Raw genomic sequence first — 25745 nt, 5'->3', positions numbered from 1 at the left:
CAAAGACGTTCGACATGCGGACACTCCGGAGGGGGCAATGCCTTACTACCGCAGCGTCGGGGAGATCCCCCGAAAGAGGCACACGCAGTTCCGCTCCCCGGCGGGCAGCCTGTACGCGGAGGAGCTGATGGGCGTCGAGGGTTTCTCCTCGGACTCGGCCCTGCTCTACCACCGGTACCTGCCGACGGCGATCGTCAACGCCGAGGCCGTCGCCGACCACCGTGGCCCGCTCACCCCCAACCACCCGCTCAAACCCCGGCACTTCCGCACCCAGGACCTCACGGCGGACCGCCAGCCGGCCGCCGACGCGGTGACCGGCCGGCGGACCCTGTTCGGCAACAGCGACGTGACCATCTGCTTCGCCGTCGCCACCGAGCCCAGCCCGCTCTACCGCAACGCCGTCGGTGACGAACTGATCTACGTCCAACACGGTTCAGCGACCGTCGAAACGGTGTACGGCGCCCTGGACATCGCAGAAGGCGACTACCTCGTCCTGCCGACCTCCACCACCTACCGCGTCCTGCCCCAGGGCGAGGCGCGGCTCTACATCCTGGAGGCCAGCGGCCACATCGGCCCGCCCAAGCGCTACCTGTCGGCCAAGGGCCAGTTCCTCGAACACGCCCCCTACTGCGAACGCGACCTGCGCGGCCCGGCGGAGCCGCTGACCACCGAGGGCACCGACGTGCCCGTCCTGGTCCGCCACCGCGCCGGCCTGACCAGGCTGACCTACGCCAACCACCCGTTCGACGTCGTCGGCTGGGACGGCTGCCTCTACCCGTGGGTGTTCAACATCCGCGACTTCGAGCCGATCACCGGCCGGGTCCACCAGCCACCGCCGGTGCACCAGACCTTCGAGGGCCCGAACTTCGTCGTGTGCTCGTTCTGCCCCCGCAAGGTCGACTACCACCCGCTGGCCGTCCCGGTGCCCTACAACCACGCCAACGTCGACTCCGACGAGCTGATGTTCTACGTCGGCGGCGACTACGAGGCCCGCAAGGGCTCGGGCATCGGACTGGGCTCGCTGTCGCTGCACCCCTCCGGCTTCACCCACGGCCCGCAGCCGGGCGCGGCCGAGGCCTCGCTGGGCGCCGACCGGTTCGACGAGACCGCGGTCATGGTCGACACCTTCCGCCCGCTGGAGATGGGCGAGGGCGCCGTCGACTGCGAGGACCCGGGCTACGCGTGGTCCTGGTCGGGACGAGGTCCAGGCTCCTGACCTCTGGATATCACCTCCGCCGGTGAAACGGGGCGCTGCCGGTCGCCGATGAGCCTGACATGCTGTCCCCCTGAATGGGACGGTGTCGCGTCAGGATGGGGGAGCTCCGTTGCACACGAAGCCAGAGTCGGTGCGCCCGAGAACCGCCAGGACGGCCGGCCTGCTGGCGGTCTGTCTGGTCGCCGGGCTGGTCACCACGACGGTGTCCTCCACGCCCAGCGCGGCGGCCGCGCTGCCGTCGGGGTTCACCGACTCGCTGGTCGTCGGCGGCCTGGACAGCCCCACCAACGTGGCGTTCGCGCCCGACGGGCGGGTGTTCATCACCGAGAAGCGCGGGCTGCTCAAGACCTACGACACGCTCACCGACACCTCCCCCACGGTCACCGCCGACCTCCAGCCGCAGGTCCAGGACTTCTGGGACCGGGGTCTGCTGGGCGTGACCGTCGACCCGGCCTACCCCACCCGGCCCTACGTGTACGTCGCCTACACCCACGACGCCGAGCCCGGCGGTGCCGCGCCGCGCTGGGGTGACGAGTGCCCGACCCCGCCCGGCGCGACCGAGGACGGCTGTGTGGTCACCGGGCGGCTGTCGCGGCTGACGGTCAACCCGGCGACCGGGGTGGCCACCGGGTCCGAGCACGTACTGGTGACCGACTGGTGCCAGCAGTTCCCGTCGCACTCGATCGGCACGATCACCTTCGGCCCGGACGGCGCGCTGTACGCCGGGGCCGGGGACGGCGCGAACTTCAACTCCGCCGACTGGGGCCAGCAGGGCAACCCGTGCGCCGACCCGCCGTCGGCGGCCGGCGTGAACCTCAGCCCGCCCAACGCCCGGGGCGGCGCGCTGCGCACCCAGTCGCCGCGCCGGCCGGCCGGCGAGCCGGTCTCGCTGGACGGCACGATCATCCGGATCAACCCGGACACCGGCGCCGGGATGGCCGGCAACCCGTTCGCCGGCAGCGCCGACGCCAACGCCAAGCGGGTCATCGCCTACGGCATGCGCAACCCGTTCCGGTTCGCCTTCCGGCCCGGCACGAACGAGATCTGGGCCGGTGACGTCGGCTGGGTGCGCTGGGAGGAGATCAACCGGATCCCCAACGCCACCGACGCGGTCGCGGAGAACTTCGGCTGGCCCTGCTACGAGGGCACACCCACGGTGTCGGCCTACGACGACGCCAACCTGACCGCGTGCGAGTCGCTCTACACCGGCGGCGGGCACGCCGTGCCGTACCACTCGTACTTCCACCCCGACCCGGTCGCGCCGAACGACGGCTGCCCGACCGGCGGCTCGTCGATCAGCGGCGTGGCGTTCGAGTCGGGCAGCGGCTACCCGGACACCTACCGGCGGGCGCTGTTCTTCGCCGACAGCTCGCGGGGCTGTGTGTGGGTGATGCGCGCGGGCGCGAACGGCCTGCCGGACCCGACGCGGATCGAGCCGTTCGTGACCGGCGTGAACGTGCCGGTGCAGCTGCTCACCGGCCCCGGCGGCGACCTGTTCTACCTGGCGCTCGGCTCGGGCCAGCTGCGTCGGGTCAGCTACCCCGGTGGGCGCAACCTGGAGCCGACGGCGGTGGCCACGGCCAATCCGACCGGTGGCCCGGTGCCGCTGACCGTCGAGTTCAGCGGCCTCGGCTCGTCGGACCCGAACCCGGACACCACGCTGACCTACGCCTGGGACCTCGACGGCGACGGCCAGTACGACGACTCCACCGCCGACCGCCCCCAGTGGACGTACACCACGCCGCAGGCGGTCGACGTCGGCCTGAAGGTCACCGACGACGGCGGGCTGACCGGGACGACGACCGTGCGGGTGACCGCCGGTGTGCCCGGCGAGAACCCGGTCGTCACCATCGCCGACCCGACGGCCGCGCTGCGCTGGTCGGTCGGCCAGACCGTGCCCTTCGCCGGCACCGCCACCGACGCCCAGGACGGCCCGCTGCCCGCCTCGGCCATGGACTGGCAGCTGACCCTGCAGCACTGCACCAGCTCCACCAGCTGCCACGCCCACAACCTGCAGTCCTTCCGCGGCGTGGAGTCCGGCAGCTTCGTGGCCCCCGACCACGAGTACCCGTCGTTCCTCGACCTGAGGCTGACCGCCACCGACTCCGACGGCAACACCGGGACGACCACCATCCGGCTCGACCCCGCGACGGTGAACCTCGAGTTCACCTCGTACCCGCCAGGAGCCCAGCTGACCGTCGGCACGGTCACCCAGGCCGCGCCGTTCACCAGGACGTTCATCGCCGGCTCGAACAACACGATCAGCGCGCCCAGCCCGCAGACCCTGGCCCAGGGGCTGCGTCACCAGTTCACCGGCTGGTCCGACGGCGGCGAGCAGAGCCACAACTTCATCGCCCCGGCGGCCCCCGCGACCTACCGCGCGAACTACCAGTTGTGCCTGTACAACTGCTGACGCGCCGGCCACGGACTACCGAACTCCGACCAGGTTAGGTTAGCCTTACCCCGTGACGGACCGACCGCCGATCCCGGGACCGGGCGAGCGCGCCAGGACGATCGCCGCGCGTGGCCCGGCGACCCTGCTGCCGCCGCTGCCCAGCGCGGTGCCGGCCGGGCCGGACCGTCAGCTCGACCGGGTCACGCCCACGCTGCACCACGTGCACCCGGACGCCTCGGTCACCGTGCTGCTGCCCGAGGACCACACGCTGGTCGCCGACGCCCCGGTGACCACGATGATCGAGCTGGTCGACGTGTCCCCGGTGTCGCTGCGCGAGCCGGTGCGCGGCCTGCTGTGGATCACCGGCCGGCTCTGCCCGCTGCCGACCGACCAGGCCCGCGAGGCCGCCGTCGCCCTGGCCGGGCAGCGGCCGGACCCGCGCCTGCTCGACCTCGGCCACGGCGCGGTCATGCTGACCCTCGAACCCGTGTCGATGGTGGTCGCCGACGCCGACGGCACCCACCCGGTCACCCCGGCGGAGTTCGCCGACGCCGAACCCGACCCGTTCTGCCACGAGGAGGCCGGCTGGCTGCGCCACCTCGAACTGTCCCACCACGAGGTGCTGCACACCCTGCGCCGCCACCTGCCCCACCAGCTGCGCGGCGGTCACCTGCGCCCGCTGGGCCTGGACCGGTTCGGCCTGCGGCTGCGGGTCGAGGCGGTCGAGGTCGACCACGACGTGCGGCTGGCGTTCGACCGGCCGATCACCACCCTGACCGACCTGTCGACCGAGCTGCGGCGGCTGGTCGGCTGCCCCTTCCTGGCCTCCCAGACCGGCGGTTAGGCCAGCTCCGGCGGGAAACCCCCGGTGGCGATCGGCCCCCACCGGGTGATGGTGACCCGGATCAGGCACTTGCCCTGGCGGCGCATCGCCTCGCGGTACTCGTCCCAGTCGGGGTGTTCGCCGGAGATCACCCGGAAGTACTCGACCAGCGGCTCGACCGCGTCGGGCAGGTCGAGGACCTCGGCGGTGCCGTCGAGCTGGACCCAGGCGCCGTCGAAGTCGTCGGACAGCACCAGGGCCGACACCGACGGGTTCCGGCGGGCGTTGACCGCCTTGGCGCGCCGGGGATAGCTGGCGATGACCAGCCGGCCGGCGGTGTCCAGCCCGCAGGTCACCGGCGAGAGCTGCTGGCCGCCGCCAGCCCGGTGGGTGGTGAGTACGGCGTGGTGGCGCGGGCGGACGAAGTCCTCGAGGGCGGCCCGGTCGACCCGCTCGGTGGTTGCGATTCGTGGCACCCGGCCACTGTACGACTGGCGGTAGCGTGCGGCCGTGATCTCCTTGCGCGGCTGGCTGACGCCCCCACGGCCGACCCGGCCGGTGACCGACCCGGGCGAACGGCGGGCGATCGTCGTCGAGCTGGTGATCGTGTTCACCGTGACGCTGGGCCTGTCCGGTGTGCGCAGCCTGCTCTCGCTGCTCGACGCGCTGCTGCGGCCAGAGCGCCTGTCCGACCAGCAGGTCGCGCTGAACGTGCGGCAGGCCCAGGTCGAGCTGATCGACCTGCTGCGCCAGCTGCTCAGCGCCACCCAGCTGTTCGCCTGGGGCGCGCTGGGCCTGTACCTGTTGTGGCGCGCCGGGATCCGGCTGCGGGAGGTCGGGCTGGACCGCGACCGGCCCGGCCGCGACGCCCTCGGCGGCGCCGGGCTGGCCGCGCTGATCGGCCTGCCGGGCCTGGCGCTGTACTTCGTCGCCCGCGCGCTGGGGATGAACCTGACCGTGCTGCCCTCGACCCTGGACGACACCTGGTGGCGCCCGATCGTGCTGACGATCGCGGCGGCGGCCAACGCGTGGGCCGAGGAGGTCCTGGTCGTCGGGTACCTGATCACCCGGTTGCGTCAGCTCGGGCTCGGCGAGAACGGTTCGCTGGTCGTCTCGTCGGTGCTGCGCGGCTCGTACCACCTGTACCAGGGCTTCGGCGGGTTCGTCGGGAACGTGGTGATGGGCCTGGTGTTCGGCCGGGTGTGGCAGCGCACGAACCGGCTGTGGCCGCTGGTGGTGGCGCACACCCTGCTGGACGTGGTGGCGTTCGTCGGCTACGCGTTACTGCGCGGAAAGGTGTCGTGGCTGCCCTGACGGGTGAGAATGGAGCGCGATGGGTGACCTTGAGGAGTACCGCAACAAGCGCGACCCCGGCCGTACGCCCGAGCCGGTGCCCGCGCCCGGCGCGCTGCCGACCGGGGACGACGACACCTTCGTCATCCAGGAACACCACGCCTCCAGCCTGCACTGGGACGTCCGCCTGGAGCGCGGCGGCGTCCTGGTGTCCTGGGCGGTGCCCAAGGGCCTGCCGGACGTGCCGGGTGACATCCGCCTCGCGGTACACACCGAAGATCACCCGATGGAGTACGCGACCTTCTCCGGGGTGATTCCGAAGGGTGAGTACGGCGCCGGCCGGATGGTCCTCTGGGACCGCGGCCGCTACGAGACGCTGAAGTGGTCGGACCGCGAGGTCGCGGTGGTGTTCGACGGCGAGCGGACCAAGGGTCACTACACGTTCTTCCGCAGCGGCCGGGACGGCAAGAACTGGATGGTCCGCCGGTCGCAGCCGCCCACCGACCCCGACTTCGTGCGCCTGCCGGAGCTGGTGGAGCCGATGCTGGCCCAGCCGGGCACCCTGCCCACCGGCGGCGACCCCGACGAGTGGGCCTACGAGTTCAAGTGGGACGGGGTGCGCGCGCTGGCGCGGGTCGAGGGTGGCCGCCTGGAGCTGCGTTCCCGCAAGGGCAACGACATCAGCGTCACCTACCCGGAGCTGCGGGCGCTGGGCGAGGAGCTTGGCTCGACCCAGGTGTGGCTCGACGGGGAGATCGTCGCGCTGGTCGACGGGCGGCCGAGCTTCGCCGCGCTCGGCCAGCGGATGCACGTGCACAACGACCGGCAGGCGCGGAGCCTGGCGAACTCGGTGCCGGTGACCTACCTGGTGTTCGACGTGCTGCACCTGGACGGGCGGTCGTGCCTTGACCTGCCCTACGCCCAGCGGCGCGAGCTGCTGGAGGGCCTTGAGCTGCGCGGGCCGTCGTGGAACACGTCCCCGAGCTTCGTCGGCGACGGCCAGGCGGTGGTGGGGACCGCGCACGAGCAGCGGCTGGAGGGCGTCATCGCCAAGCGCCGGTCCTCCCGCTACTACCCCGGTCGAAGGACAGCCGACTGGGTGAAGATCACCGAAGTGCTGACGCTGGAGGTCCTGGTCGGCGGCTGGCGCCCCGGCGAGGGCAGACGCACCGGCATGATCGGCTCCCTGATGGTCGGCATCCCCACCGACGACGGCGTGCGCTACGTCGGCCAGGTCGGCACCGGCTTCACCGACGAGGCCCTCGCGCTGTTGCGGGAGAAGCTGACCCCGTTGGTGGACAAGGACTCCCCGTTCGTCGACGAGGTGCCAAGAGAGCGGGCCAAGGGCGCGACGTGGGTGCGCCCCGAGGTCGTCGGCGAGGTCGTGTTCCGCAACTGGACGCCCGACGGGCGGCTGCGCGCCCCGTCCTGGCGGGGCCTGCGCGCCGACAAGGACGCCGCCGACCTGGAACCCGAGGCCAACACCGCCGCGCCCACCCCACCGGCCATCGACGACGACGACGAGCCGCGTCCACAGAACGTGATGGTGGAGGTGGCGGGCAGGCGCCTGCGACTGTCCAACCTGGACAAGGTGCTCTACCCCGACGCGGCGTTCACCAAGGCCCAGGTGATCGACTACTACAGCCGGGTCGCGCCGGTGCTGCTGCCCCACCTGCGGGACCGTCCGGTGACCCTGCGCCGCTGGCCCGACGGCGTGACCGCACAACCGTTCTACGAGAAGAACGCCGCCCGCGGCGCGCCGGACTGGCTGCGGACCGTGCGCCTGGAAACCCCCGGCAGCACCAAGGGCAACGACACCCTGGACTTCGTGCTGCTCAACGACCTGCCGTCCCTGGTCTGGTCGGCCAACATGGCCGCCCTGGAACTCCACGTTCCACAGTGGACAGTGGATGGCGCCGGCTCGCGCAATACTCCCGACCTGCTGGTCTTCGACCTCGACCCCGGCCCACCCGCCACCATCGTCGAATGCTGCCAGGTGGCCCTGCTCCTGCGCGACGCCCTGGCCACCCACGGCCTCACCGCCCTGGCGAAAACCAGCGGCTCCAAAGGGATGCAGCTCTACGCCGCCATCACCACCACCGCCGTGGAACGCACCTCCGAGTACGCGAAGGCCGTCGCCGAACACCTCGCCCGCGAACACCCCGACCTGATCGTCGCCCGCATGGCCAAGGACCTGCGCCCCCGCAAGGTCTTCATCGACTGGAGCCAGAACAACCGCTACAAAACCACCATCGCCCCCTACTCGCTGCGCGGCCGCCCGTCCCCCACCGTCTCCACCCCCCTCACCTGGACCGAGGTGCAACGCTGCCGCCACCCCAACGACCTCGTCTTCACCGCCCCCCAGGTCCTCACCCGCCTCGACCACCACGGCGACCTGCTCACCGGCCTGCTCACCCCCGACCGCCCCGCCCTCCCCGAACTCCCCTGACGTTGTCCCCCGGCCAGAACGACCCCTGACGATCACCAGGTCTTGCTACCGTCAGCGTGATGACCCGATCACGGTCAGCACCTGGGGGTGTGACATGGCAGAGGGTTTCACCGTCGGACTCACCGCGTTCAGCGGCGCGACGGCCGCCGTCGAGCAGGCCGTTGGCCACTACCGTTCCCTGGCCGACGCACTGGAGGGCGACCTCACGTCGGTGCGCGACACGACATCACTCACCGGCGGCTTCGGGGCCACCGGCCATTTCCAGGGCCTGCTCGCGGAGTTCTCCCACGAATGGCTCGCCACGATGGCGGAGTTCGTCAAGGAGGAACGCGCCTTCGTGACGTTTCTCGAAGGGTTCGCCAAACGCCTGGAACAGACCCGCGGCGAGTACCAGTCGACCGAGGCGCGGCACGCGGAGGTCTTCGAGAACATCTCACGATCCATCGGCGAGCGGTGAGCACCATGGCCTCGTCGAACGAGCCACAGCCAGACCACGCCCTGGTGACGAACCTGGACCCGGCCTTCGCCGGCCCCGGCGGCAACGCGCCGGCACTGGCGGGATGGCTGGAGTACCTCGCCCATCCCGAGGAGAACACCGGCCCCCGGGTGCTGGAGTTCTCGGACGGTTCGGGAATCGAGTCGAACGGCAAACCGGATCCGGACGTCGCCGGCCACCTACTGGAACGGACCGTGCTGCGCGACCTCACCGTCGACCGGTTCTTCGCCCACGCGGACGTGCTGTCCGGCCAACGCGTGGGGACCCTGTCCCCGGACGGCGAGATCTCCAACACGGTCGAACTCGGCCGAACCTACGACCTCATCGAGGAGACCTTCCGCAAGAAGGCCACCGACTCCACCCGACCGGAACACAGCGTCGACATGTGGATGCGACTCACCTCCAACGTCGATGCCGTGGTGTCCCGGGAGAACTGGGACAGCGGCGCGGCCGACCGCGCCCGGGATCGCTTCATCCAACTGAAGCAGTGGTACGAGAATCATCGCAATCCCGGGCTGAACTCCATGAACGAGTACCTGGTGAAGTACGCCGCCATCATTCTCAAGGCACGACAGGACGTCAACGAACTGATGGGAAAGCTGGTCGCGACCCTCGACAGCGTGACCGCGAGATCCGCTCAGGAGGGGCTCTCCTTCGCCGTCTCCACGCTGGACAGGATCCTCAATTTCGCGCTCAATCCGCCGGATACGGCCAAGGATGCCGTCCTCTTCGTTTCCGACGCCATCAGTTCGGCGATGGAACCCGCGACCAAATCGACAGAGGACTCCGGTTTCGGATTCGACACCACGGACATCCACCTCGGTTACTACCGAATGTTCGAGTCGTTCATCAGGGCCGGCGACCTGGTCTGCTGGGAGGCCGCCGATGCCGTGGCGAAGCTGATCACCGATGCCGAGCACGGCATGCTGTTCGTCCGGCGGAACTGGATGTCCGCGCCGGCCTGGCCGGCGCGATGAACCGGGAGTCGCTCGGCGCGGTTCTGCTGACCGTGGCCATCGTCGGATCCGCGTGCACCGACGAACCGCCGCCACCACCACCGCGACGTCCGTCGGTCGCGCCGCTCACCGCGACGGCGGAGGCGCTGTGGCGGGGCAGCACCGGACGACGCAACACCCCACCGGACATCGAGATCCGGGGGGACTCGGTGCTGGTGTTCGGGAACACCGCCGACGAACTCGAGCGCCAACTGCTCGTCGCGGACGCCGAAACCGGGCGGACCCGCTGGCGGGTGGACCGACTGCGGGCCATGTCCGGCCGGGAGGACCGCCGCCTGGGCCATACGCCGGGCACCATTCCCATCGTGGGCACCGAGGACGACTGGACGGCCTTCCTTCCCTATGTCGCGCCGGACGACACGTCCGGTGTCGCGGCGGTCTCCGGGGCCGATGGAGAGTTCTTGTGGGAGACGCCGGTCGCCGTCAGGACACCTCACAGCCCCATCCAGCTCCAGTCGGTGGCCGCCGGTGACCGGGTCGTCGCCAACGGCGTCCGGCAGTCGGGCGGCGCGACACCCACCCAGGTCGTGGCGCACGACTCGGCGACGGGGCGACGCCTGTGGGAGGCCACGGGGATCTGGCCGCAGTTCGTCGTGGGCGACACCCTGCTGGCGCAGGCGGGCGAGGTCGGTGAGGTCGGCGCGGAGCCACGGGAAATCGAGCCGAGGCGGGGCGCGACCGTCGTCGGAATCGACGCGCTGACCGGGAAACGGACGTGGGATCTCGGGCAGCGGTATCCCGACTCCAAGGTGTTCCTGACACTGGCGGGCTTCGCCGTCCTCGCCCAGGTGTCGCCGCGGGAGTACCCGTCCCTGGTCGTGATCGACGCGGGGACCGGGGCCACGGTCGCCGAACTCGGCGCGGGTCGGCAGTGCGTCAGCGACCAGGAACGGCTGATCGTCTGCGCCGGCGCCACGACGGGCCAGTTCGCCGTGTTCGACGTCGAGGAGCGGAGTGTGCGCCGTTTCACCGTGTCCGGCGCGCCCCAGCTGGACACGGCCTGGCACGGCTATGTCACCTTCCGGGACGGCCGGGTGGTCGACGGGTCGGGCACGCTGGTGACCGACGACCTGCCGGGAGCGGTGATCGCCCTGTCCGACCGCTACCTCGTCCTCTACGACGTGGAGACCAACCAGTGGAACGTGCACCGCCGGTGACTCGACCGGACCCCGGCTCGACAAGCCGGAACAGCCGCTGGCCGGCGTCGGAATCACCGGTCGAACCGACCATCCCTGATCGCGCGGGTCAGGGCGCGAACATTTCCCCGGAGGATGGGACCGGCCGCGTTCTTGGAGTCACGCAGCTGGTCGAGGGTGCTGCGCAGCTCAACACAGTTGGCGTCATTCTGACTGCGACGGGACTTGCGCCACTCATTGTTCAGGTTCACTGTGCATTCTCCATTCTGTTTCGCAGGGAATCAAGATATTTGAAGGATTCATCGCACGACAATGCGACCTTGACAATTTTCTCCACTGCCCGCGCATAGGCACCTACATCGTCATCCTGATGCAGCATGAGCACCGACCGGCGCGTCCCAACAAATACAATCGATGCCCGATCAGCCTGGTTTCGCCGCACAGCGGTGGTCGTCGAACTTGACTCGATCAGCGCAAACGCGCCCTCCAAGCCCGGATGCCAACCACGATGATCAGGAACGATGCGCAACTCGACATTGGGTCGCGCAGCCATCTCAATGAGATGTCGCACCTGACCGAGGGCAACCGAGGCCCCACCGACCCCTTGGTTCAAGGCGCCACACCCGAGCAGCACCACCAGGTCGGCCGGGGCCGGCTTCATGATCACCTCCCGACGCCCGATCCGTGATGTGATTCGGGAGGCGATTTCACCGGTCGGAACGCCGCCAGCTGTCATGATGGCCCGAATATAGTCGCTCGTCTGCAACAGTCCAGGAACGAGAAGGGGCGCGACCTCGACGATACGGTCGGCGTTCTGCTCCCAGTCGATGTAAGCAGACATTTGCTGACGCTGTTCCGGCAGCGTGGTGGCCACCCATTGCGGTTCGCCGGTGCCGTAGGCCAACGTCATGATCTCGTCGTAGCGGTCACCATCCACGTCCAGCTTGGCTGATGAACTGTTGAAAGACACCCCGTCCGAGTCGACACCCCAGGCTGACGCCGCCTCCTGAGGCGGTTGCCAACGCCGGAGGCCAGCGGCGGAAGTACGACCCATGCCGGGCGGCTTCCACCGCTGGCCTCGGGCAGGGACCGGCGGCTGGCTCGGTGACGGTGAAGGTCGTAGCCGGGCGTCGACTCGGCGAGGCACGGGACTCGGGAGTTGATTACGCTCGGTCGGGTGACTGCTCAACCAGCACCTGACCTGGCCGTGCACGACCTGCCGGCCCCGAGGGTGGACAGCGAGGTCGGGCCGCTGCGTGCGGTCCTGCTGCACCGCCCCGGTGACGAGCTTCGGCGGCTCACCCCGCGCAACAACGACCAGTTGCTGTTCGACAGCATCCCGTGGGTCGACCGCGCGCAGGAGGAGCATGACGCGTTCGCGCGGATCCTGGAGTCGCGGGAGGCCGACGTCCTTCTTCTCGGTGACGCGTTGGTGACCGCGTTGGCCGACGAGCGGGCGCACGCGGCGGCCGCGGACACCGCGGTGGACCGGCGGCGGGTGGGGCACGAGCTCGCCGACGCGCTCAGCTCCCATCTGTCCACACTGGACAACCAGGCGTTGGCCGACGTGCTGATGGCGGGGATGACGTTCGAGGAACTGCCGGCGGCCGAGGGGGCCTCGCTGGTGCGCAAGATGCACCACCCGCACGACTTCGTCGTCGATCCGCTGCCCAACCTGTTGTTCACCCGGGACTCGTCGGTGTGGATCGGGAACCGGGTGGCGATCGCCTCGCTCGCGTTGCCGGCGCGCAAGCGCGAGACCGCGCTGATGGACCTCATCTACGCCTACCACCCCCGGTTCCGGGCGGCCGGGCGCGCGTACGGGGCGCACTCGGCGCCCGTCGAGGGCGGGGACGTGCTTCTCCTGGCCCCCGGGGTGCTGGCCATCGGGGTCGGCGACCGGACCACGCCGGCCGGGGCCGAGTCCCTTGCCCGGTCGGCGTTCGCGGACGGGTTGGTGCACACCGTGCTCGCCGTGCCGATCGCGCAGGACCGGGCCACGATGCACCTGGACACCGTGTGCACGATGGTCGACCAGGACGCCGTGGTCATGTACCCGGCCGTGCGGGACACGCTGGTCGCCTACCCGCTGCGGCCGGACGAGGACAGCGGCGGCGTGCGGGTCAGCGGGCCCGTGCCGTTCCTCGACGCCGCCGCGCAGGCCATGGGCATCGACCGGTTGCGGGTCATCGACACCGGGCTCGACGCGGTCACCGCCGAACGCGAGCAGTGGGACGACGGCAACAACACCCTCGCCGTCGCCCCCGGGGTCGTGGTGGCCTACGAGCGCAACGTGGAGACCAACGCGCGGCTGGAGGAGGCCGGCATCGAGGTGCTGCGCATCGGCGGCTCGGAGCTGGGCACCGGCCGGGGCGGGCCCCGGTGCATGTCCTGCCCGATCACGCGGGATCGGCTCTGACCCAGTTCGGGTTCTGCCGCTGGTAGACCACCAGGTCGTCGAAGTCCGAGTCGCCGATGGTGAACGCCGCCGGCTCCGTCGCCACGTGCGCGTAGCCGGCGCGTTCGGCGCCGCGCCGCGACGCCGTGTTGCTGGCCGCCGTGCGCAGGGACAGCAGGCGCAGGCCGAGGTCGTCGAAGGCGTGGTCGGTGAGGGCGGTGAGGACCTCGGCCAGGTAGCCCTTGCCCCGGGAGTCGGCGTGCAGGGTGTAGCCGAGTTTGCCGGCCGTCTCGTCCAGGCCGTCCAGCTCGAACACCTGGACGTAGCCGATGATCCGGTCGTCGCCGCGTTCGGTGACCGCCCAGTGGTACCGCTTGCCCTCGGCCTCGCCCTCCCTGGCGCGCAGCAGCACCTGCTCGCCGGTGTGCTGCTCGCGGACGCTGCGGGTCCGGCCGCCGTAGTGCCGGGCCCGTTCGTCGTTGAGCATCTCGAACAGCCGTTCGGCGTCCTCGTCGGCCAGCGGGCGCAGCCGCAGCCGCTCGGTCTCCAGCACCGCCGGCGACAGCCAGCGGGTGACCGGTTCGCGGGGCTCGCCGGCGCGCAGCGAGCCGACCCAGGCGTCCTTGCGTTCGCCGCGCTGGCGCAGCAGCCGGGCGACCGTGCCGTCGTGGCTGAAGCCCAGCGCCCACGCCACCCGCCGCGACCGCCAGTTGCCGACCTCGGCGTACCAGACCACCACGTCCAGGCCCAGCTCGGTGAACCCCCAGTCCAGCAGCAGCGACACCGCGCGCCTGGCGATCCCCCGGCCCCGGGCTGCCGGGTGCAGGCCGTAGGCGACCTCGGCGACGTTCTCGCCCATCCACCGCAGGCTCACCGTGCCGCAGAAGCGGTGCACGCCATCCGGGTGCGGGGCCTCGATCGCGAACCCGAACTCGGTGCCGTCGGCCCAGCCGCCGGCCATCACCTTCGTGGCGTAGAAGGTGGCGTCCTGCCTGGTGAACGGGACCGGGACGGTCGTCCACCGGATGTTGAGCGGGTCGGTGCACTGCACCACCATCTCGTCCAGGTCGGTCGGCCGGTGGGCGCGCAGGCTCACCTCCCGGTCGACCAGCACGGGGACGTCGTCGGGGAACACGCGGGGTTCGGCCATCGGCCCATGGTCGACCGGCCGGTCGCGTCGCGCAACGGAGTTGTCACCGCCGATTCGTTAGGAATGCCTTACCTGAATCGTATTTCAGCTAGGCTTGCCTAAATACAACGGAATTGGCGATCACTACTATTTCAGCGTATTCTCACTGACATGGCGAACACCAGCAACCTGTCCAAGTTCCATTCCGCGCTCCAGGAGCAGGTGCGGTACGAGTTCACGGCATCGCAGCAGTACGTGGCCCTGGCGGCGTGGTTCGACGGGCAGGATCTCCCCCAGCTCGCCAAGCACTTCTACCGCCAGTCACTCGAAGAGCGCAACCACGCGATGATGATCGTGCAGTATCTGCTCGACAACGACATCCAGCCGTTGATTTCCGGTGTGGACGCCATCCGAAACGATTTCTCCGAGGTAACCGAACTGATCGAACTCGCGCTGCGTCAGGAGAAGGAGTACACCGAGCACATCATCAACCTGGCCAAGATCGCCCGCGACGAGGACGACTACCGGGGCGAGCAGTTCATGCAGTGGTTCCTCAAGGAGCAGGTCGAGGAGGTCGCGCAGATGACCACCCTGCTCAACGTGGTCGGCCGGGCCAACGGCAACCTGTTCGACATCGAGAACTACCTGGCGCGCGAGACCGTCGGGGACGCCGGCGGCGACCCGCTCGCCCCGCGCGCGGCCGGCGGCGCGCTCTAGTCGGTCCAGCTGTCGGCCAGCGCGCACAGCATCTCCAGCGCCGCGCCGGTGCGTTGCTGGTCGCCGGTGGTCAGCCGGTCGGCCTGGAGGCCGGCGTAGGCGTTGTTGAGCAGCGTGGCCCTGGTCAGCGCGTCGTCGGGGTCCAGGCCCCGGCGTACCAGCGCGTCGGCGACGAACCGTGCCCGGCCGGCGACGAACGCCGGCACGTGCCCGGCGAGCCGGCCGGCGGCGGCCAGGCCCTCGATCTCCTGCACGAGCCGGGTTCTCGCCAGTTCCGCCGGGTCCAGGTGCCGGTCCCACGCGGCCGCCACGATCGAGCCGATGCCCACGGCCGGGTCGTCCCAGCCGGGCGTGGCGGCCAGCGCCTGGTGCTGGCGCTCGTCGAGGCGTTCCAGCACGGCCAGCAGCAGCGCTTCCTTGTCGGCGAAGTGGTGGGTGAGGACCCGGGTCGAGCGGCCGAGGGCGGCGGCCAGCGTACGCAGGGAGAACGACGCCAGGCCTGACTCGGCGAGCCGGTCGATGATCTCGTCGACCAGTTCGACCCTGCGGGCCGGGTCCGCGGTGCGTGCCATACCCGGCACCCTAATAAAGGTAACGACTGTTACCTTTATGGCCATGTGGTTGTTCTCCCTGGTCCTCACCGGCTTCGCCGTCCAGACCGACGACTTCGTGATCATCGGCGTACTGCCGGCCATCGCCGCCGGCCTGGACGTCCCCCAGGCCGCCGCCGGCGCACTGGTCACCGTGTTCACGCTGGTCTACGCGCTCGGCGCGCCCCTCTCGGCGACCCTGTTCGCCCGGCTGCCCCGCAAACGTGTGCTGCTCGCCGCACTGACCCTGTTCGTCGCCGCCAACCTCGCCGTGCCGGCCGTCGACGGCTACCCGGCGCTGATGGCGCTGCGGGTGCTCGCCGCGCTCGGCACCGCCACCGCGCTGCCCGTCGCCCTCGCCGTCGCCGCCCAGCGCGCCCCCGAGCACGCCCGCGGCCGGTCCCTCGCCGCCGTCATGGCCGGGCTCACCGGCGCGTTCGTCCTCGGCGTCCCCGCCGGCACCTGGGTCGGCGCCGCCTGGGGCTGGCCCGCCACGTTCGTCCTCGGCGGGCTGCTCGGGCTCGCCGCGCTGGTCGCCGTCGCGGTGTGGCTGCCCGCCGACGGCGACGAACGCGGCGCGCCCGTGCGGGTGGTGAGCCGGGAACTGCTGACCGGACCGGTCGCCGGCGTGCTCGGCGTGACCGTGCTCGCCGTCGCCGGCAACATCGCCTTCCAGACCTACCTGGCCACCTTCCTCGACGGCCTGGCCGGGGTCGCGCCGACCGCGCTGGGAGTGCTGCTGGCCGCCGCCGGGATCGCCGGCATCGGCGGCACGCACGCCGCCGGCTGGGCCGTCGACCGGTGGGGCGCCGGCCCCACGTTCACCGGCGCCGGCCTGGCCTTCACCGCCGGGATGGCCGGGTTCGCGGTGTGCTGGGCCGCGCGGCCCGCGCCGCTGGCGGTGGTCGTGCCGCTGCTGCTGGTCTGGTCGGCCACCGCGTGGGCGGTGCCGCCGGCCATCCAGTCGCTGATGCTCACCCGGGCCGGCCGGCACGCCGCCGCCCCGGCGATGGCGCTCACCAGCAGCACCGTCTACCTCGGCGCGGCGGCCGGATCGGCCGCCGGTGGCCTGCTGGCCGGCGGGCCGGGCGCGATCCCGCTGCTGGCCGCCGGCTGCGCGCTCGCGGCGGTCGCGCTCGCGCGGCTGGTGCCTGCCCGGTAGCGGGTCAGCCCCGCTCGGCGAGCACGGCCGGCAGGTGGAAGGTGCCGTCCGGCGCCGGCGGGAAGGCGTGCGTGGCGACGACCGCCTCCGGGTTGATCTCGCCGTAGACGTGCGGGAAGCGGATGCCGGCCGGGTCGGGCGGATCACCCTCCTCCCAGCGCAGCGGCGAGGTCAGCTTCTCCGGGTCGATGCACAGCAGCACCAAGTCGGTGCGCCCGGCGAACAGGCGGTTGGCCGGCAGGTGCGCGGTGCCCAGGTCCGAGCAGTGCACGAAACCCTGACTGTCAAGCGACGCCGGCCGGTAGGCGGCACCCGGCCGCCAGTCGCCGTCGACACAGATGTGCAGGATCACCGCAGCGTGACCTGACGGCCGACCAGACCGTCGCGGGCGCGGCGCTCCTCACCGGTGAGTGGCTGGTCCTCCAGCGAGGCCAGCGCGTCCTCCAGACGCTTGCCCAGGTCGGCGGCCTGGTCGGTCCACTCGCGGGCGTGCGACTCGTGGTCGAGGTCCCACACCGGGACCAGCAGGCCGTGCGCGCGGAACGAGCCGGCGTAGCGCGACCCCTCGCCCAGGCCCAGTTCGCCGCGGGCGGCGAGCCTGGCCAGCGCGAGCAGCAGCGCGCCCTCCGGCTCCGGACGCACCCAGCGCAGGTGCGCGCGGTCCCCGGCGTCCACCCAGTACGCGGCCGGGCCGATCCGCTCGGTCGGCATGATCGCCTGGTTGGCGCGCTCCAGCGACAGCGCGACCTCGCCGGTCGGCTCCTCGCCCTCGGGCATCCACCAGCCGAAGTCGGTGTGCAGCGTCGGCTCCAGCGGCGCGGCCAGGTCCACCAGGTCCTGCAAACGTTCGCGCTCGGTCGACTCGTCGGTCTCCGGGCCCACGACCGCAAGCACCGCGCCTGGCTCGGCGGCCAACGCCCAGTTCAGCGCCCGGGCCAGGTCGCGGCTGATGTCGCTGGACCGGGTCTGGACCTGGAGTCCCAGGAAGGCCGTGCCGTCCGCGCGGACCAGCGCGGCGGAGGCCATCGGCAGCACGGTGGCCAGCGTGACCGCGCGCTCGCCCGGCTTGGCCAGCGTCAACGGCGCGGTGGCCGACGGCACGAACTCGCGCAGCGCGATCAGCTCGCACTCGCCGGCCAGGCCCTCGAACGGCCGGGCGACGGGCAGTTCGACCGGCCCGCCGGAGGATCCGTGGCACGCCTTGTAGCGCTTGCCCGAGCCGCAGGGGCAGGGCTGGCGCGGGTTGATCCCGTCGGTGTTACGCGGTTTTCCGGCGGTTCGCTTGGCCATGTCGCCAGACGCTACCGGGTCAGGCGCGCCGCCGTGGCGGCCGGGGAGTTGGTCGCGAGCCAGCGCACGCCCAGGCGCCGGCACAGGTCGATGTCGGCGTCGTCGTCGACGGTCCAGGTGTAGGTGTGGTGGCCGAACGCGGCCGCGCGGGCGACGTAGTCCGGGTCGGTGCGCAGCAGGTGCACGCCGGGGCCGGTGTGGTCGGCCGAGCGGGGCAGCGTGCCGTCCCAGCGCAGCGTGCCGAGCTGGCTGAGCAGCAGCACGGTCGGCAGGGTCGCCGAGAGCTGACGTACCCGGCGCAGTGCCATGGTGGAGAAGGACATCACCACCACCGGGGAGTCCTCTTTGGACTTCGGGCTGGCCAGGCCGTAGCGGCCGAGCAGCTCGATCAGCGCGGTCTCCACCAGGCCGCCGTAGCGGACCGGGTGCTTGGTCTCGACGAACAGCCGGGTGCCCGGCGAGTCGGCGACCAGGTCCAGCAGCGACTCCAGGGTCAGCAGACCCCGGTCGTGCCGGCCGGGGGTGGCGACCGGCTCGCGGACCAGGTCGTCGGCGTGCTCGGGCATCGTGGCGTCCCAGCGGCCGTAGTCCAGCTCGGCCATGCTGGCCAGGGTCAGCGTGGACACCGCGCCGCTGCCGCTGGAGGTGCGGTCGACCCGGCGGTCGTGCACGCACACCAGGTGCCCGTCGCGGGTGAGCCGGACGTCGCACTCCAGCCCGTCGGCGCCCTGCTCGATGGCCAGTGCGTAGGCGGCGACCGTGTGCTCGGCACGGTATGCCGATGCCCCACGGTGCGCGACGACTGCGGTCTGCACGGCGGGATCCTCGCATGCCCCGGCGTCCGGCGGGGTTACCGTCGGCAGGTGTTCGACACCCAGGACCCCACGTTCATCGCCGACCCGTACCCGGCCTTCGCGCGGCTGCGCGAGCGGGGCGAGGTGCACGACCATCCCGGACTCGGCCTGCCGGTCGCGGTCTCGCACGCCGCGTGCTCGGCCGTGCTGCGCGACCGGTCGGCCGGCCGGCTGTGGACCGACCGCACGCCCGAGTCGGACTTCGCCGCGTTCAACCTGCTGCACCGCAACTCGCTGCTGGAGAACGAGCCGCCCCGGCACACCCGGCTGCGGCGGCTGATCTCCTCGGCGTTCGCCCGCGGCCACGTGGCTCGCCTGTCGCCGTGGGTGGCCGAGCTGGCGTCGTCGCTGGTGGCCGGCCTGGCGCGGGACATCGCCGAACACGGGTCGGCCGACCTGCTCGGCCACCTCGCCGCGCCGCTGCCGGTCGAGGTGATCGCCGAACTGCTCGGCGTGCCGGCCGAGGACCGGCCGCTGCTGCAACCGTGGTCCAACGCCATCGTGAAGATGTACGAGTACGGCCTGCCGGCGCCGCTGGCCGCCGCCGCCGAGACCGCGTCCGCCGAGTTCGTCGACTACCTGCGGTCACTGGCCGCCCGCCGCGTCACAGACCCGGGCGACGACCTGATCAGCGACCTGGTGTCGGTCCGCGACGGCACCGACCGTCTCAGCGAGGACGAACTGGTCGGCACCGCCGTCCTGCTCCTGATGGCCGGCCACGAGGCGACCGTGAACGTCATCGGCAACGGGGTGCACGCCCTGCTGCGCGAGCGGAGCCAGTGGGACCGCCTGGTCGCCGACCCCGGCCCGGAGCTGCTGGCCACCGCCGTGGAGGAACTGATCCGGTTCGACTCGCCGTTGCAGCTGTTCGAACGCACGGCCGTGGCGGACGTGACCGTCGCCGGCCACCCCGTGCCCGCCGGGACGAAGGTGGCGGCGCTGCTGGGGGCCGCGGCCAGGGACCCGGCGGTGTTCGCGTCCCCCGACCGGCTCGACATCGGGCGGACACCGAACCCGCACCTCGGCTTCGGCGCCGGCATCCACTACTGCGTCGGCGCGCCGCTGGCCAGGGTGGAGGTCGCGGCCGCGCTCAAGGCCCTGGTGACCCGGCTGCCCGGGCTGCGCCTGGCCGGCGAACCGACCCGCCGGGGCGAGTTCGTCATCCGCGGCTTCGCCGACCTCCCGGTCACCGCCCAGTGACCAGGGTCAGCGGCGGGACGGGACCGTGCGGGTCGCGCGCAGCGCGGGCTCCGGGGCGCCGGACACGCTGACCACGCGCAGGTGACGGACCCGGTCCGGGTCCATCGGGCTGAGCAGAGCCGTGAGGCGGCGCACGGCCAGCGCCGTGAGCACCGCGACGGCGACCGCCGCCAGGTCGGTCACGGCCGTCAGGACGATGCCGTCGGCCTGGGCCTGGGCACCGCCCCGGAAACGCCAGACCACCGTCGCGCCGAACAGCAGACCGCTGAGGACCCACGCCGCCCACCACACGACGGTGGCGCGGCTGGGTCGAGGCCGCCCGCCGGCCGGACGGCGCAGCACCTGGTGCTCCAACTCGGCCAGCACGACACCGGCCATGACCAGGTTGACGCCGGGAACGGCCAGGTAGACCAGCACCTGCCAGTCCGGGCGGGCCGGGGTCCGGTGCACGATGTCGGCGGCCACCCGGCGGGCCAGCAGCAGCCACCACACCACGACCACCACGGCCAGCACCGCGAACGCCAGGGCCAGCACCGCCGCCGTGGTGACCACCGCGTCGGAGGTGGCGACCAGCCGGCTGGACAGCGCGCCGTCCAGGCTGCGCACCATCAGCACGTAGCGCCACACCTCGCCGCCGGCGGCCAGCAACGCCAGGGCCGCGACCGCCCACATCATCGCCGAGGCGTTCCCGGCGACCAGCCGGACCCGGTCGACGGTCACCGGACGGTCGACCTCCGAACTGGTGCCCGGGACGGTCGTCGGCCAGCGCCAGGCCAGGGCCGGGAAGCCCCAGCGGGGAGTCGAACCGTAGGCGGGCGGGCCAAGGTAGGGCAGCCGCCGGCGCCGTTGACGCCGGCGAACGCCCCCCGGGACGGTCGCCACCCACCTGGTCAGCACGTCAGATGACCTCGGGGGTACCGGTGTCGGCGGCCAGCGGGCGGCCGGCGGACTGCCAGGACCGCATGCCGCCGTCGACGTTGCGCGCGTCCCAGCCGTTGGCGTTGAGGTACTCGGTCACCCGCGCCGACCGTCCGCCGGAACGGCAGATGACCAGCACGTCCCGGTCCTCGGGCAGCTCGCCGAGGCGGCCGGCCAGCTCGCCCATCGGGATGTGCAGCGCCTGGGGCGCGTGGCCGGCGTCCCACTCGTCCTGCTCGCGGACGTCGAGCAGGGTGGTCTCGGCCGGCAGCTCGGCCGGCAGCTCGGGCACGGACACGGAAGGCACCTGCGATGGCATCACGCTCCCGATGCTGCCACGCCGGCCCGTAGGACGCCCGTGAACTTGCCAGGAACACCGACGAGCCCCCACTCCCGGGGGTGAACGGGAGTGGGGGCTCAGGGGACCGGTCTAGTGGTTGACCGCCTTCTCGGCGTGGGCGCCGGTGAGCGAGCGGACCTCCATCTCGGCGTACTTCGCGTCGTCGCGGTCCTTGGACAGGATCGTGCCGAGGTAGCCGAGCAGGAAGGCCGCCGGGATCGACACGATGCCGGGGTTGGACAGCGGGAACCAGTGGAAGTCCACGCCGCTGATCATCGGGGTCTTGCCGCCGGAGACCGCCGGTGAGAAGACGATCAGCACGATGCAGATGATCAGGCCGCCGTAGATGCTCCACAGCGCGCCCTGGGTGTTGAACCGCTTCCAGAACAGCGAGTAGAGGATCGTCGGCAGGTTCGCCGACGCGGCCACGGCGAAGGCCAGGGCCACCAGGAACGCGATGTTCTGGCCGTTGGCCACGATGCCGCCGACGATCGCCACCGCGCCGATGACCAGCGCGGTGATCCGGGCGACCCGGACCTCCGCCGCCTTGTCGTCTGCCGCGCCCTTCTTGATCACGTTGGCGTAGATGTCGTGGGCGAAGGAGGCCGACGCGGTGATCGTCAGGCCGGCGACCACCGCCAGGATCGTCGCGAACGCCACCGCGGCGATGATGCCCAGCAGCACCGTCCCGCCCAGGGCGTAGGCCAGCAGCGGGGCGGCGGAGTTCGGGCCGCCGGGGGCGTTGGCGATCGTCTCCGGGCCGACCAGCGCGCCGGCGCCGTAGCCAAGGACCAGGGTGAACAGGTAGAAGATGCCGATCAGCCAGATCGCCCAGACGACCGACTTGCGGGCCTCCTTGGCCGTGGGCACCGTGTAGAAGCGCATCAGGATGTGCGGCAGGCCGGCGGTGCCGAGCACCAGGGCCAGCGCCAGCGACACGAAGTCCAGCTTGGTCGTGCCGGTCAGGCCGTACTGGCCGCCGGGGTCGAGCAGCCGCTGGCCGCCCTCGCCGACCTTGGCGACCGCGTCGCCGAGCAGGCTGGACAGGTTGAAGCCGTACTTGCCCAGCACCCAGACGGTCATCGCGAACGCGCCGATGATCAGCAGCGTGGCCTTGATGATCTGCACCCAGGTGGTGCCGCGCATGCCGCCGATGATCACATAGACGATCATGATGGCGCCGACGACGGCGATCACCAGTGCCTGGCCGGCGGTGCTGTCGATGCCCAGCAGCAGCGCGACCAGACCGCCCGCGCCGGCCATCTGCGCCAGCAGGTAGAAGAACGACACGACCAGCGTCGAGGTCGCGGCGGCCGCGCGGACCGGGCGCTGGCGCATCCGGAACGCCAGCACGTCGCCCATCGTGTACTTGCCGGTGTTGCGCAGCAGTTCGGCGACCAGCAGCAGGGCGATCAGCCAGGCCACCAGGAAGCCGATGGAGTAGAGGAACCCGTCGTAGCCGTTGAGCGCGATGGCCCCGGCGATGCCGAGGAACGACGCGGCCGACAGGTAGTCACCGGAGATCGCGATGCCGTTCTGCGCGCCGGTGAACGAGTGGCCGGCGGCGTAGTAGTCGACGGCGGTCTTGGACGTGCGGCTGGCGCGGAAGACGATGAACAGGGTCACCACGACGAACAGGGCGAAGATGCCCATGTTCAGCCACGGGTTGCTGCCCTCGACGCTCTGGGCGAGGACCATGGTGTCGCTCACTGCTGGTCCCCCTCGATGTCCTCACGGATCTTCTCGGCCACCGGGTCGAGCTTCCGGTTGGCGTGGCGCACGTACAGGCTGGTGATCAGGAACGTGGAGACGAACTGCAGCAGGCCGAAGATCAGGCCGATGTTGATGTTCCCGACGACCTTCGTCGACATGAAGTCGTGCGCGTAGTCGGACAGCAACACGTACAGCAGGTACCAGACGAGGAAGGCGACGGTCATCGGGAAAACGAAGCCCCGCAACCGTTTCCGCAGCTCGACGAACTCCGCGCTGTCCTGGATCGTCGCCCAATCGGGACCCGACGTCGGCGGCGGCTCCTGGTCCGGACTACTCACTGTGCCTCCTGCGGCCGGGTGAACGAGAAAAACGTTCATTCGACCCTATGGAGGTGATCTTGTTAGCTGAATCGCCGACAGATCAACCGCTCGCAGCCACGACGAACGGTCGACGAACGGCATGTTTGGCGCGTCGAGTGGCGCACGTCACGTTCTGATCAACCCCAGGTGACTGTCGGAAGTCTACTCCGTCCGGGTGATTACACGGCGGCCAACCGGGTAAACGGGCCGCTGATCAGCCTCGACCGTCGCGCAACTCGCGAAACCGGTCCGCCTCGGTGACCGGACGGTCCTCGTTCAGGTGCAGCCGCAGCATCGCCGTCCGTGCCCACGACGGCGGCCGGCCGCGCAGCGACACCACGACCATCGTCAGGAACGCCAGCGGCACCGACCACGGCGCCGGCTGGGCCACCAGGATCGCCAGCCACCCGTGCACCGGCAGCCCGAACAACGTGCCGGCGATCGCCCCCGACGAGGCGAACAGTCCCACCAGCACCCCGGACATCGCCCCCGCCACGGTCAGCCTCGGCCACCAGATCCCCAGCACCAGCAACGGGCAGAACGTCGACGCCGCCACGGTGAAACCCCAGGTCACCAGGACGCCCGCGTCCAGGCGGATCGCCGAGAGCGCCAACAGGACCACCGCAGCCGACACGATCAGCACGGTCACCCGCAGCCGGCTCAGGCCGCCGGGCAGCAGATCGTGCGAGATCGCCCCGGACACCACCAGCACCAGCCCGAGCGAGGTCGCCAGGAACGCCGCGAACGCGCCGCCGGTCAACAACGCGGTGAACAGGCCGCCCTGCCAACCGGCGTCGACCTGCGCCGGCAGCGCGACCACGGCCGTGTCGGTCGCGCCCGACAGGTAGAGCTGGGGCACCAGCACGTGGCCGAGCACCCCGTAGATCCCCGGGAACAGGTAGAAGACGCTGAGCAGCCCCACCGTGATGGCCGCCGTGCGCCGCGCGGCCCGGCCGTCGGGGCTGGTGTGGAAACGCATGATCACGTGCGGCAGCCCCATCGTCCCCAGGGCCAGCGCCACCACCAGCGCCCAGGTCGACAGCAGCGGGTGACCGGCGTCGGAGATGTCCAGCAGCGGCCGTTCCCACTCGGTGCCGCCCGGGCGGGCCTCGCCGGCCACCTCGGGCACCGTCGCGCCGCGCGGGAAGACGACCTTCGCGCCCTGCGGGACGTCCCAGGTGCCGTCGACGACCCGGGTTTCCTGTCCGACGTGGACGGTCGTCGGCTCGGTGAAGTCCAGCGTCGTGCCCACCCGGAAGACCACCCGGGTGTCCCGCTCGAACTCGGTGAACTCCGCCGGGTGCACCGCGTCGTGGCGCACCGACGGACCCACCTGGACCAGCAACCACACCGCCGGCACGATGAACAACACCAGCTTCAACACGAACTGGAACGCCTGCACATAGGTCGCCGCACGCATCCCGCCCAACGCCAACGTGATCGCCACCCCGGTACCGGCGACCACCACCCCCACCCAGTACGGCGTCTCGCTGACCGCGCTGAGCACCAGCCCGGCCGTGCGGAACTGCGGCACCAGGTACAACCCGCCGATCACCAGGATGACCACCGCCGTCATCCGCCGCAGCGCCGGCGAGGCCAACCGGGCCTCGGCGAAGTCCGGCACGGTCAACGCCCCCGAGCGGCGCATCGGCGCGGCCACCAGCACCAGCATCGCGATGTAGCCCGCGGTGAAACCCACCGGATACCACAGCGCGCCGATGCCGTCCTTGACGATCAGCCCGGCGACCCCCAGGAAACTGGCCGCCGACAGGTACTCCCCGGACACCGCCGCCGAGTTCAGCAGCGGCGAGACCCGCCGCGAGGCCACCAGGAAGTCCGACGTCGTCCGCATGGCGGCCACCCCACGCAGACCGATCAGCAACGTCACCAGCACCACCGGCGCCACCGCGAAGGCCAGGATCACGGGGTGTCCTCGGCGCGTTCCGCGCGCCGCAACTGCCAGCGGGCCAACAGGGTCAGCGCCGGGTACGGCAACACCGCCAGCGTCAGCCAGGACACCGGGACACCCAGCAGCCGCACCTGGTCCAGCCCCGGGAACAGGGCGAACACCAACGGCAGGCCGAGGATCCCGGCGAACAGCAGGGCCAGCGGGGCGATCGCCAGCGCGCGCTGGCGGCGGTACAACTCGGCCGCCCGCGCCGCCCCCGCCGGGTCGAGCTTGGGCACCCGCCACCGGCCGCGCGCGCGGCGACGGGAGTGCGCGAGCCTGGTCTGCGGACTCATCACCGCC

General features: G+C 71.5%; 26 protein-coding genes. 12 read left to right on the top strand and 14 right to left on the bottom strand.

Going from position 1 to position 25745, the window contains the following annotated elements; translation table 11 throughout:
* The first annotated feature begins 37 nt into the window (after positions 1 to 37).
* The 3 genes from BLA60_RS32645 to BLA60_RS32635 all read left to right on the top strand — a co-directional run bounded on the left by BLA60_RS32645 (position 38) and on the right by BLA60_RS32635 (position 4455).
* Positions 38 to 1216 carry a homogentisate 1,2-dioxygenase gene (locus tag BLA60_RS32645; RefSeq protein ID WP_075136878.1) on the top strand — a complete coding sequence of 393 codons (1179 nt, stop codon included), beginning with the start codon at positions 38 to 40 and terminating at the stop codon, positions 1214 to 1216.
* 109 nt (positions 1217 to 1325) lie between these two features.
* The gene (locus tag BLA60_RS32640) at positions 1326 to 3629 is read left to right on the top strand and encodes a PQQ-dependent sugar dehydrogenase (RefSeq protein ID WP_245812292.1); all 2304 of its coding nucleotides are present in this window, start codon (positions 1326 to 1328) and stop codon (positions 3627 to 3629) included.
* A gap of 52 nt (positions 3630 to 3681) precedes the next feature.
* A complete protein-coding gene (locus BLA60_RS32635; protein ID WP_075136877.1) occupies positions 3682 to 4455 on the top strand; it encodes a DUF2470 domain-containing protein in 774 nt (257 codons plus the stop codon).
* On the opposite strand, the gene BLA60_RS32630 is transcribed toward BLA60_RS32635, so the two are convergent.
* Positions 4452 to 4910 carry a PPOX class F420-dependent oxidoreductase gene (locus BLA60_RS32630; protein WP_075136907.1) on the bottom strand — a complete coding sequence of 153 codons (459 nt, stop codon included), beginning with the start codon at positions 4908 to 4910 and terminating at the stop codon, positions 4452 to 4454. The two genes, BLA60_RS32635 and BLA60_RS32630, sit on opposite strands and share 4 nt — an antisense overlap.
* Before the next feature lie 34 nt (positions 4911 to 4944).
* On the opposite strand from BLA60_RS32630, the gene BLA60_RS32625 reads away from it, so the two are divergent.
* From BLA60_RS32625 to BLA60_RS43825, 5 genes are all read left to right on the top strand, one after another.
* Positions 4945 to 5748, top strand: a complete 804-nt coding sequence (locus BLA60_RS32625; protein WP_075136876.1) for a CPBP family intramembrane glutamic endopeptidase — start codon at positions 4945 to 4947, stop codon at positions 5746 to 5748.
* Between the two features lie 19 nt (positions 5749 to 5767).
* Positions 5768 to 8176 carry a DNA ligase D gene (gene ligD, locus BLA60_RS32620; RefSeq protein WP_075136875.1) on the top strand — a complete coding sequence of 803 codons (2409 nt, stop codon included), beginning with the start codon at positions 5768 to 5770 and terminating at the stop codon, positions 8174 to 8176.
* 94 nt (positions 8177 to 8270) lie between these two features.
* Entirely contained in the window at positions 8271 to 8633 is a 363-nt protein-coding gene (locus BLA60_RS32615; protein WP_075136874.1) for a hypothetical protein, read from the top strand.
* A gap of 149 nt (positions 8634 to 8782) precedes the next feature.
* Entirely contained in the window at positions 8783 to 9649 is an 867-nt protein-coding gene (locus BLA60_RS43830) for a hypothetical protein (RefSeq protein ID WP_154814771.1), read from the top strand.
* Positions 9646 to 10845 carry an outer membrane protein assembly factor BamB family protein gene (locus tag BLA60_RS43825; protein WP_075136872.1) on the top strand — a complete coding sequence of 400 codons (1200 nt, stop codon included), beginning with the start codon at positions 9646 to 9648 and terminating at the stop codon, positions 10843 to 10845. The genes BLA60_RS43830 and BLA60_RS43825 overlap by 4 nt, the downstream gene beginning before the upstream one ends.
* Positions 10846 to 10898: 53 nt before the next feature.
* Here BLA60_RS43825 and BLA60_RS32600 read toward each other — a convergent pair whose 3' ends face one another.
* A complete protein-coding gene (locus BLA60_RS32600; RefSeq protein ID WP_342744794.1) occupies positions 10899 to 11075 on the bottom strand; it encodes a DUF397 domain-containing protein in 177 nt (58 codons plus the stop codon).
* Complete coding sequence (locus tag BLA60_RS32595; protein ID WP_154814770.1) at positions 11072 to 11794, bottom strand: DUF5753 domain-containing protein; 723 nt, start codon at positions 11792 to 11794, stop codon at positions 11072 to 11074. Before BLA60_RS32595 ends, BLA60_RS32600 begins: the two co-directional genes overlap by 4 nt.
* A gap of 207 nt (positions 11795 to 12001) precedes the next feature.
* Between BLA60_RS32595 and BLA60_RS32590 the strand changes: the two genes are divergently transcribed.
* Positions 12002 to 13243 (top strand): arginine deiminase, encoded by a 1242-nt coding sequence (locus BLA60_RS32590; RefSeq protein ID WP_075136870.1) that lies wholly within the window; start codon positions 12002 to 12004, stop codon positions 13241 to 13243.
* On the opposite strand, the gene BLA60_RS32585 is transcribed toward BLA60_RS32590, so the two are convergent.
* Positions 13224 to 14372 (bottom strand): GNAT family N-acetyltransferase, encoded by a 1149-nt coding sequence (locus BLA60_RS32585; protein ID WP_075136869.1) that lies wholly within the window; start codon positions 14370 to 14372, stop codon positions 13224 to 13226. The genes BLA60_RS32590 and BLA60_RS32585 overlap by 20 nt on opposite strands.
* 150 nt (positions 14373 to 14522) lie before the next feature.
* On the opposite strand from BLA60_RS32585, the gene BLA60_RS32580 reads away from it, so the two are divergent.
* Complete coding sequence (locus BLA60_RS32580; RefSeq protein WP_075136868.1) at positions 14523 to 15068, top strand: ferritin; 546 nt, start codon at positions 14523 to 14525, stop codon at positions 15066 to 15068.
* On the opposite strand, the gene BLA60_RS32575 is transcribed toward BLA60_RS32580, so the two are convergent.
* The gene (locus tag BLA60_RS32575) at positions 15065 to 15640 is read right to left on the bottom strand and encodes a TetR/AcrR family transcriptional regulator (RefSeq protein ID WP_075136867.1); all 576 of its coding nucleotides are present in this window, start codon (positions 15638 to 15640) and stop codon (positions 15065 to 15067) included. The genes BLA60_RS32580 and BLA60_RS32575 overlap by 4 nt on opposite strands.
* 43 nt (positions 15641 to 15683) lie before the next feature.
* Here BLA60_RS32575 and BLA60_RS32570 point away from each other — a divergent pair, with 43 nt between their 5' ends.
* Entirely contained in the window at positions 15684 to 16820 is a 1137-nt protein-coding gene (locus BLA60_RS32570) for an MFS transporter (protein ID WP_211288920.1), read from the top strand.
* Between the two features lie 4 nt (positions 16821 to 16824).
* Here the strand turns inward: BLA60_RS32570 and BLA60_RS32565 are convergent, their stop codons facing one another.
* From BLA60_RS32565 to BLA60_RS32555, 3 genes are read right to left on the bottom strand one after another with little or no spacing between them, the layout of a single operon-like run.
* Positions 16825 to 17172: a DUF952 domain-containing protein gene (locus BLA60_RS32565; RefSeq protein WP_075136865.1), complete on the bottom strand. Its 348-nt coding sequence runs from the start codon at positions 17170 to 17172 to the stop codon at positions 16825 to 16827.
* A complete protein-coding gene (locus tag BLA60_RS32560; protein ID WP_075136864.1) occupies positions 17169 to 18110 on the bottom strand; it encodes a DUF5926 family protein in 942 nt (313 codons plus the stop codon). Before BLA60_RS32560 ends, BLA60_RS32565 begins: the two co-directional genes overlap by 4 nt.
* A gap of 11 nt (positions 18111 to 18121) precedes the next feature.
* Complete coding sequence (locus BLA60_RS32555) at positions 18122 to 18925, bottom strand: glycerophosphodiester phosphodiesterase family protein (protein ID WP_075136863.1); 804 nt, start codon at positions 18923 to 18925, stop codon at positions 18122 to 18124.
* Between the two features lie 48 nt (positions 18926 to 18973).
* Here BLA60_RS32555 and BLA60_RS32550 point away from each other — a divergent pair, with 48 nt between their 5' ends.
* The gene (locus tag BLA60_RS32550) at positions 18974 to 20164 is read left to right on the top strand and encodes a cytochrome P450 (protein WP_075136905.1); all 1191 of its coding nucleotides are present in this window, start codon (positions 18974 to 18976) and stop codon (positions 20162 to 20164) included.
* A 6-nt stretch (positions 20165 to 20170) separates the two neighbouring features.
* On the opposite strand, the gene BLA60_RS32545 is transcribed toward BLA60_RS32550, so the two are convergent.
* The 6 genes from BLA60_RS32545 to BLA60_RS32520 all read right to left on the bottom strand — a co-directional run bounded on the left by BLA60_RS32545 (position 20171) and on the right by BLA60_RS32520 (position 25738).
* Positions 20171 to 21061, bottom strand: a complete 891-nt coding sequence (locus BLA60_RS32545) for a DUF4328 domain-containing protein (RefSeq protein WP_154814768.1) — start codon at positions 21059 to 21061, stop codon at positions 20171 to 20173.
* A 1-nt stretch (position 21062) separates the two neighbouring features.
* Positions 21063 to 21401 carry a rhodanese-like domain-containing protein gene (locus tag BLA60_RS32540; protein ID WP_075136862.1) on the bottom strand — a complete coding sequence of 113 codons (339 nt, stop codon included), beginning with the start codon at positions 21399 to 21401 and terminating at the stop codon, positions 21063 to 21065.
* Between the two features lie 111 nt (positions 21402 to 21512).
* Positions 21513 to 23120, bottom strand: a complete 1608-nt coding sequence (locus BLA60_RS32535; protein ID WP_075136903.1) for a solute symporter family protein — start codon at positions 23118 to 23120, stop codon at positions 21513 to 21515.
* 8 nt (positions 23121 to 23128) lie between these two features.
* The gene (locus tag BLA60_RS32530; protein WP_084735558.1) at positions 23129 to 23512 is read right to left on the bottom strand and encodes a DUF485 domain-containing protein; all 384 of its coding nucleotides are present in this window, start codon (positions 23510 to 23512) and stop codon (positions 23129 to 23131) included.
* Between the two features lie 196 nt (positions 23513 to 23708).
* Positions 23709 to 25418, bottom strand: coding sequence for a sodium/solute symporter (locus BLA60_RS32525; RefSeq protein WP_075136860.1), 1710 nt, complete (start codon positions 25416 to 25418; stop codon positions 23709 to 23711).
* Entirely contained in the window at positions 25415 to 25738 is a 324-nt protein-coding gene (locus BLA60_RS32520) for a hypothetical protein (RefSeq protein ID WP_075136902.1), read from the bottom strand. The genes BLA60_RS32525 and BLA60_RS32520 overlap by 4 nt, the downstream gene beginning before the upstream one ends.
* Between the last annotated feature and the right edge of the window lie 7 nt (positions 25739 to 25745).

The sequence above is a fragment of the Actinophytocola xinjiangensis genome (assembly GCF_001921215.1).
Taxonomy (GTDB): domain Bacteria; phylum Actinomycetota; class Actinomycetes; order Mycobacteriales; family Pseudonocardiaceae; genus Actinophytocola; species Actinophytocola xinjiangensis.
This window is presented reverse-complemented; position numbering and strand designations above follow the sequence as displayed.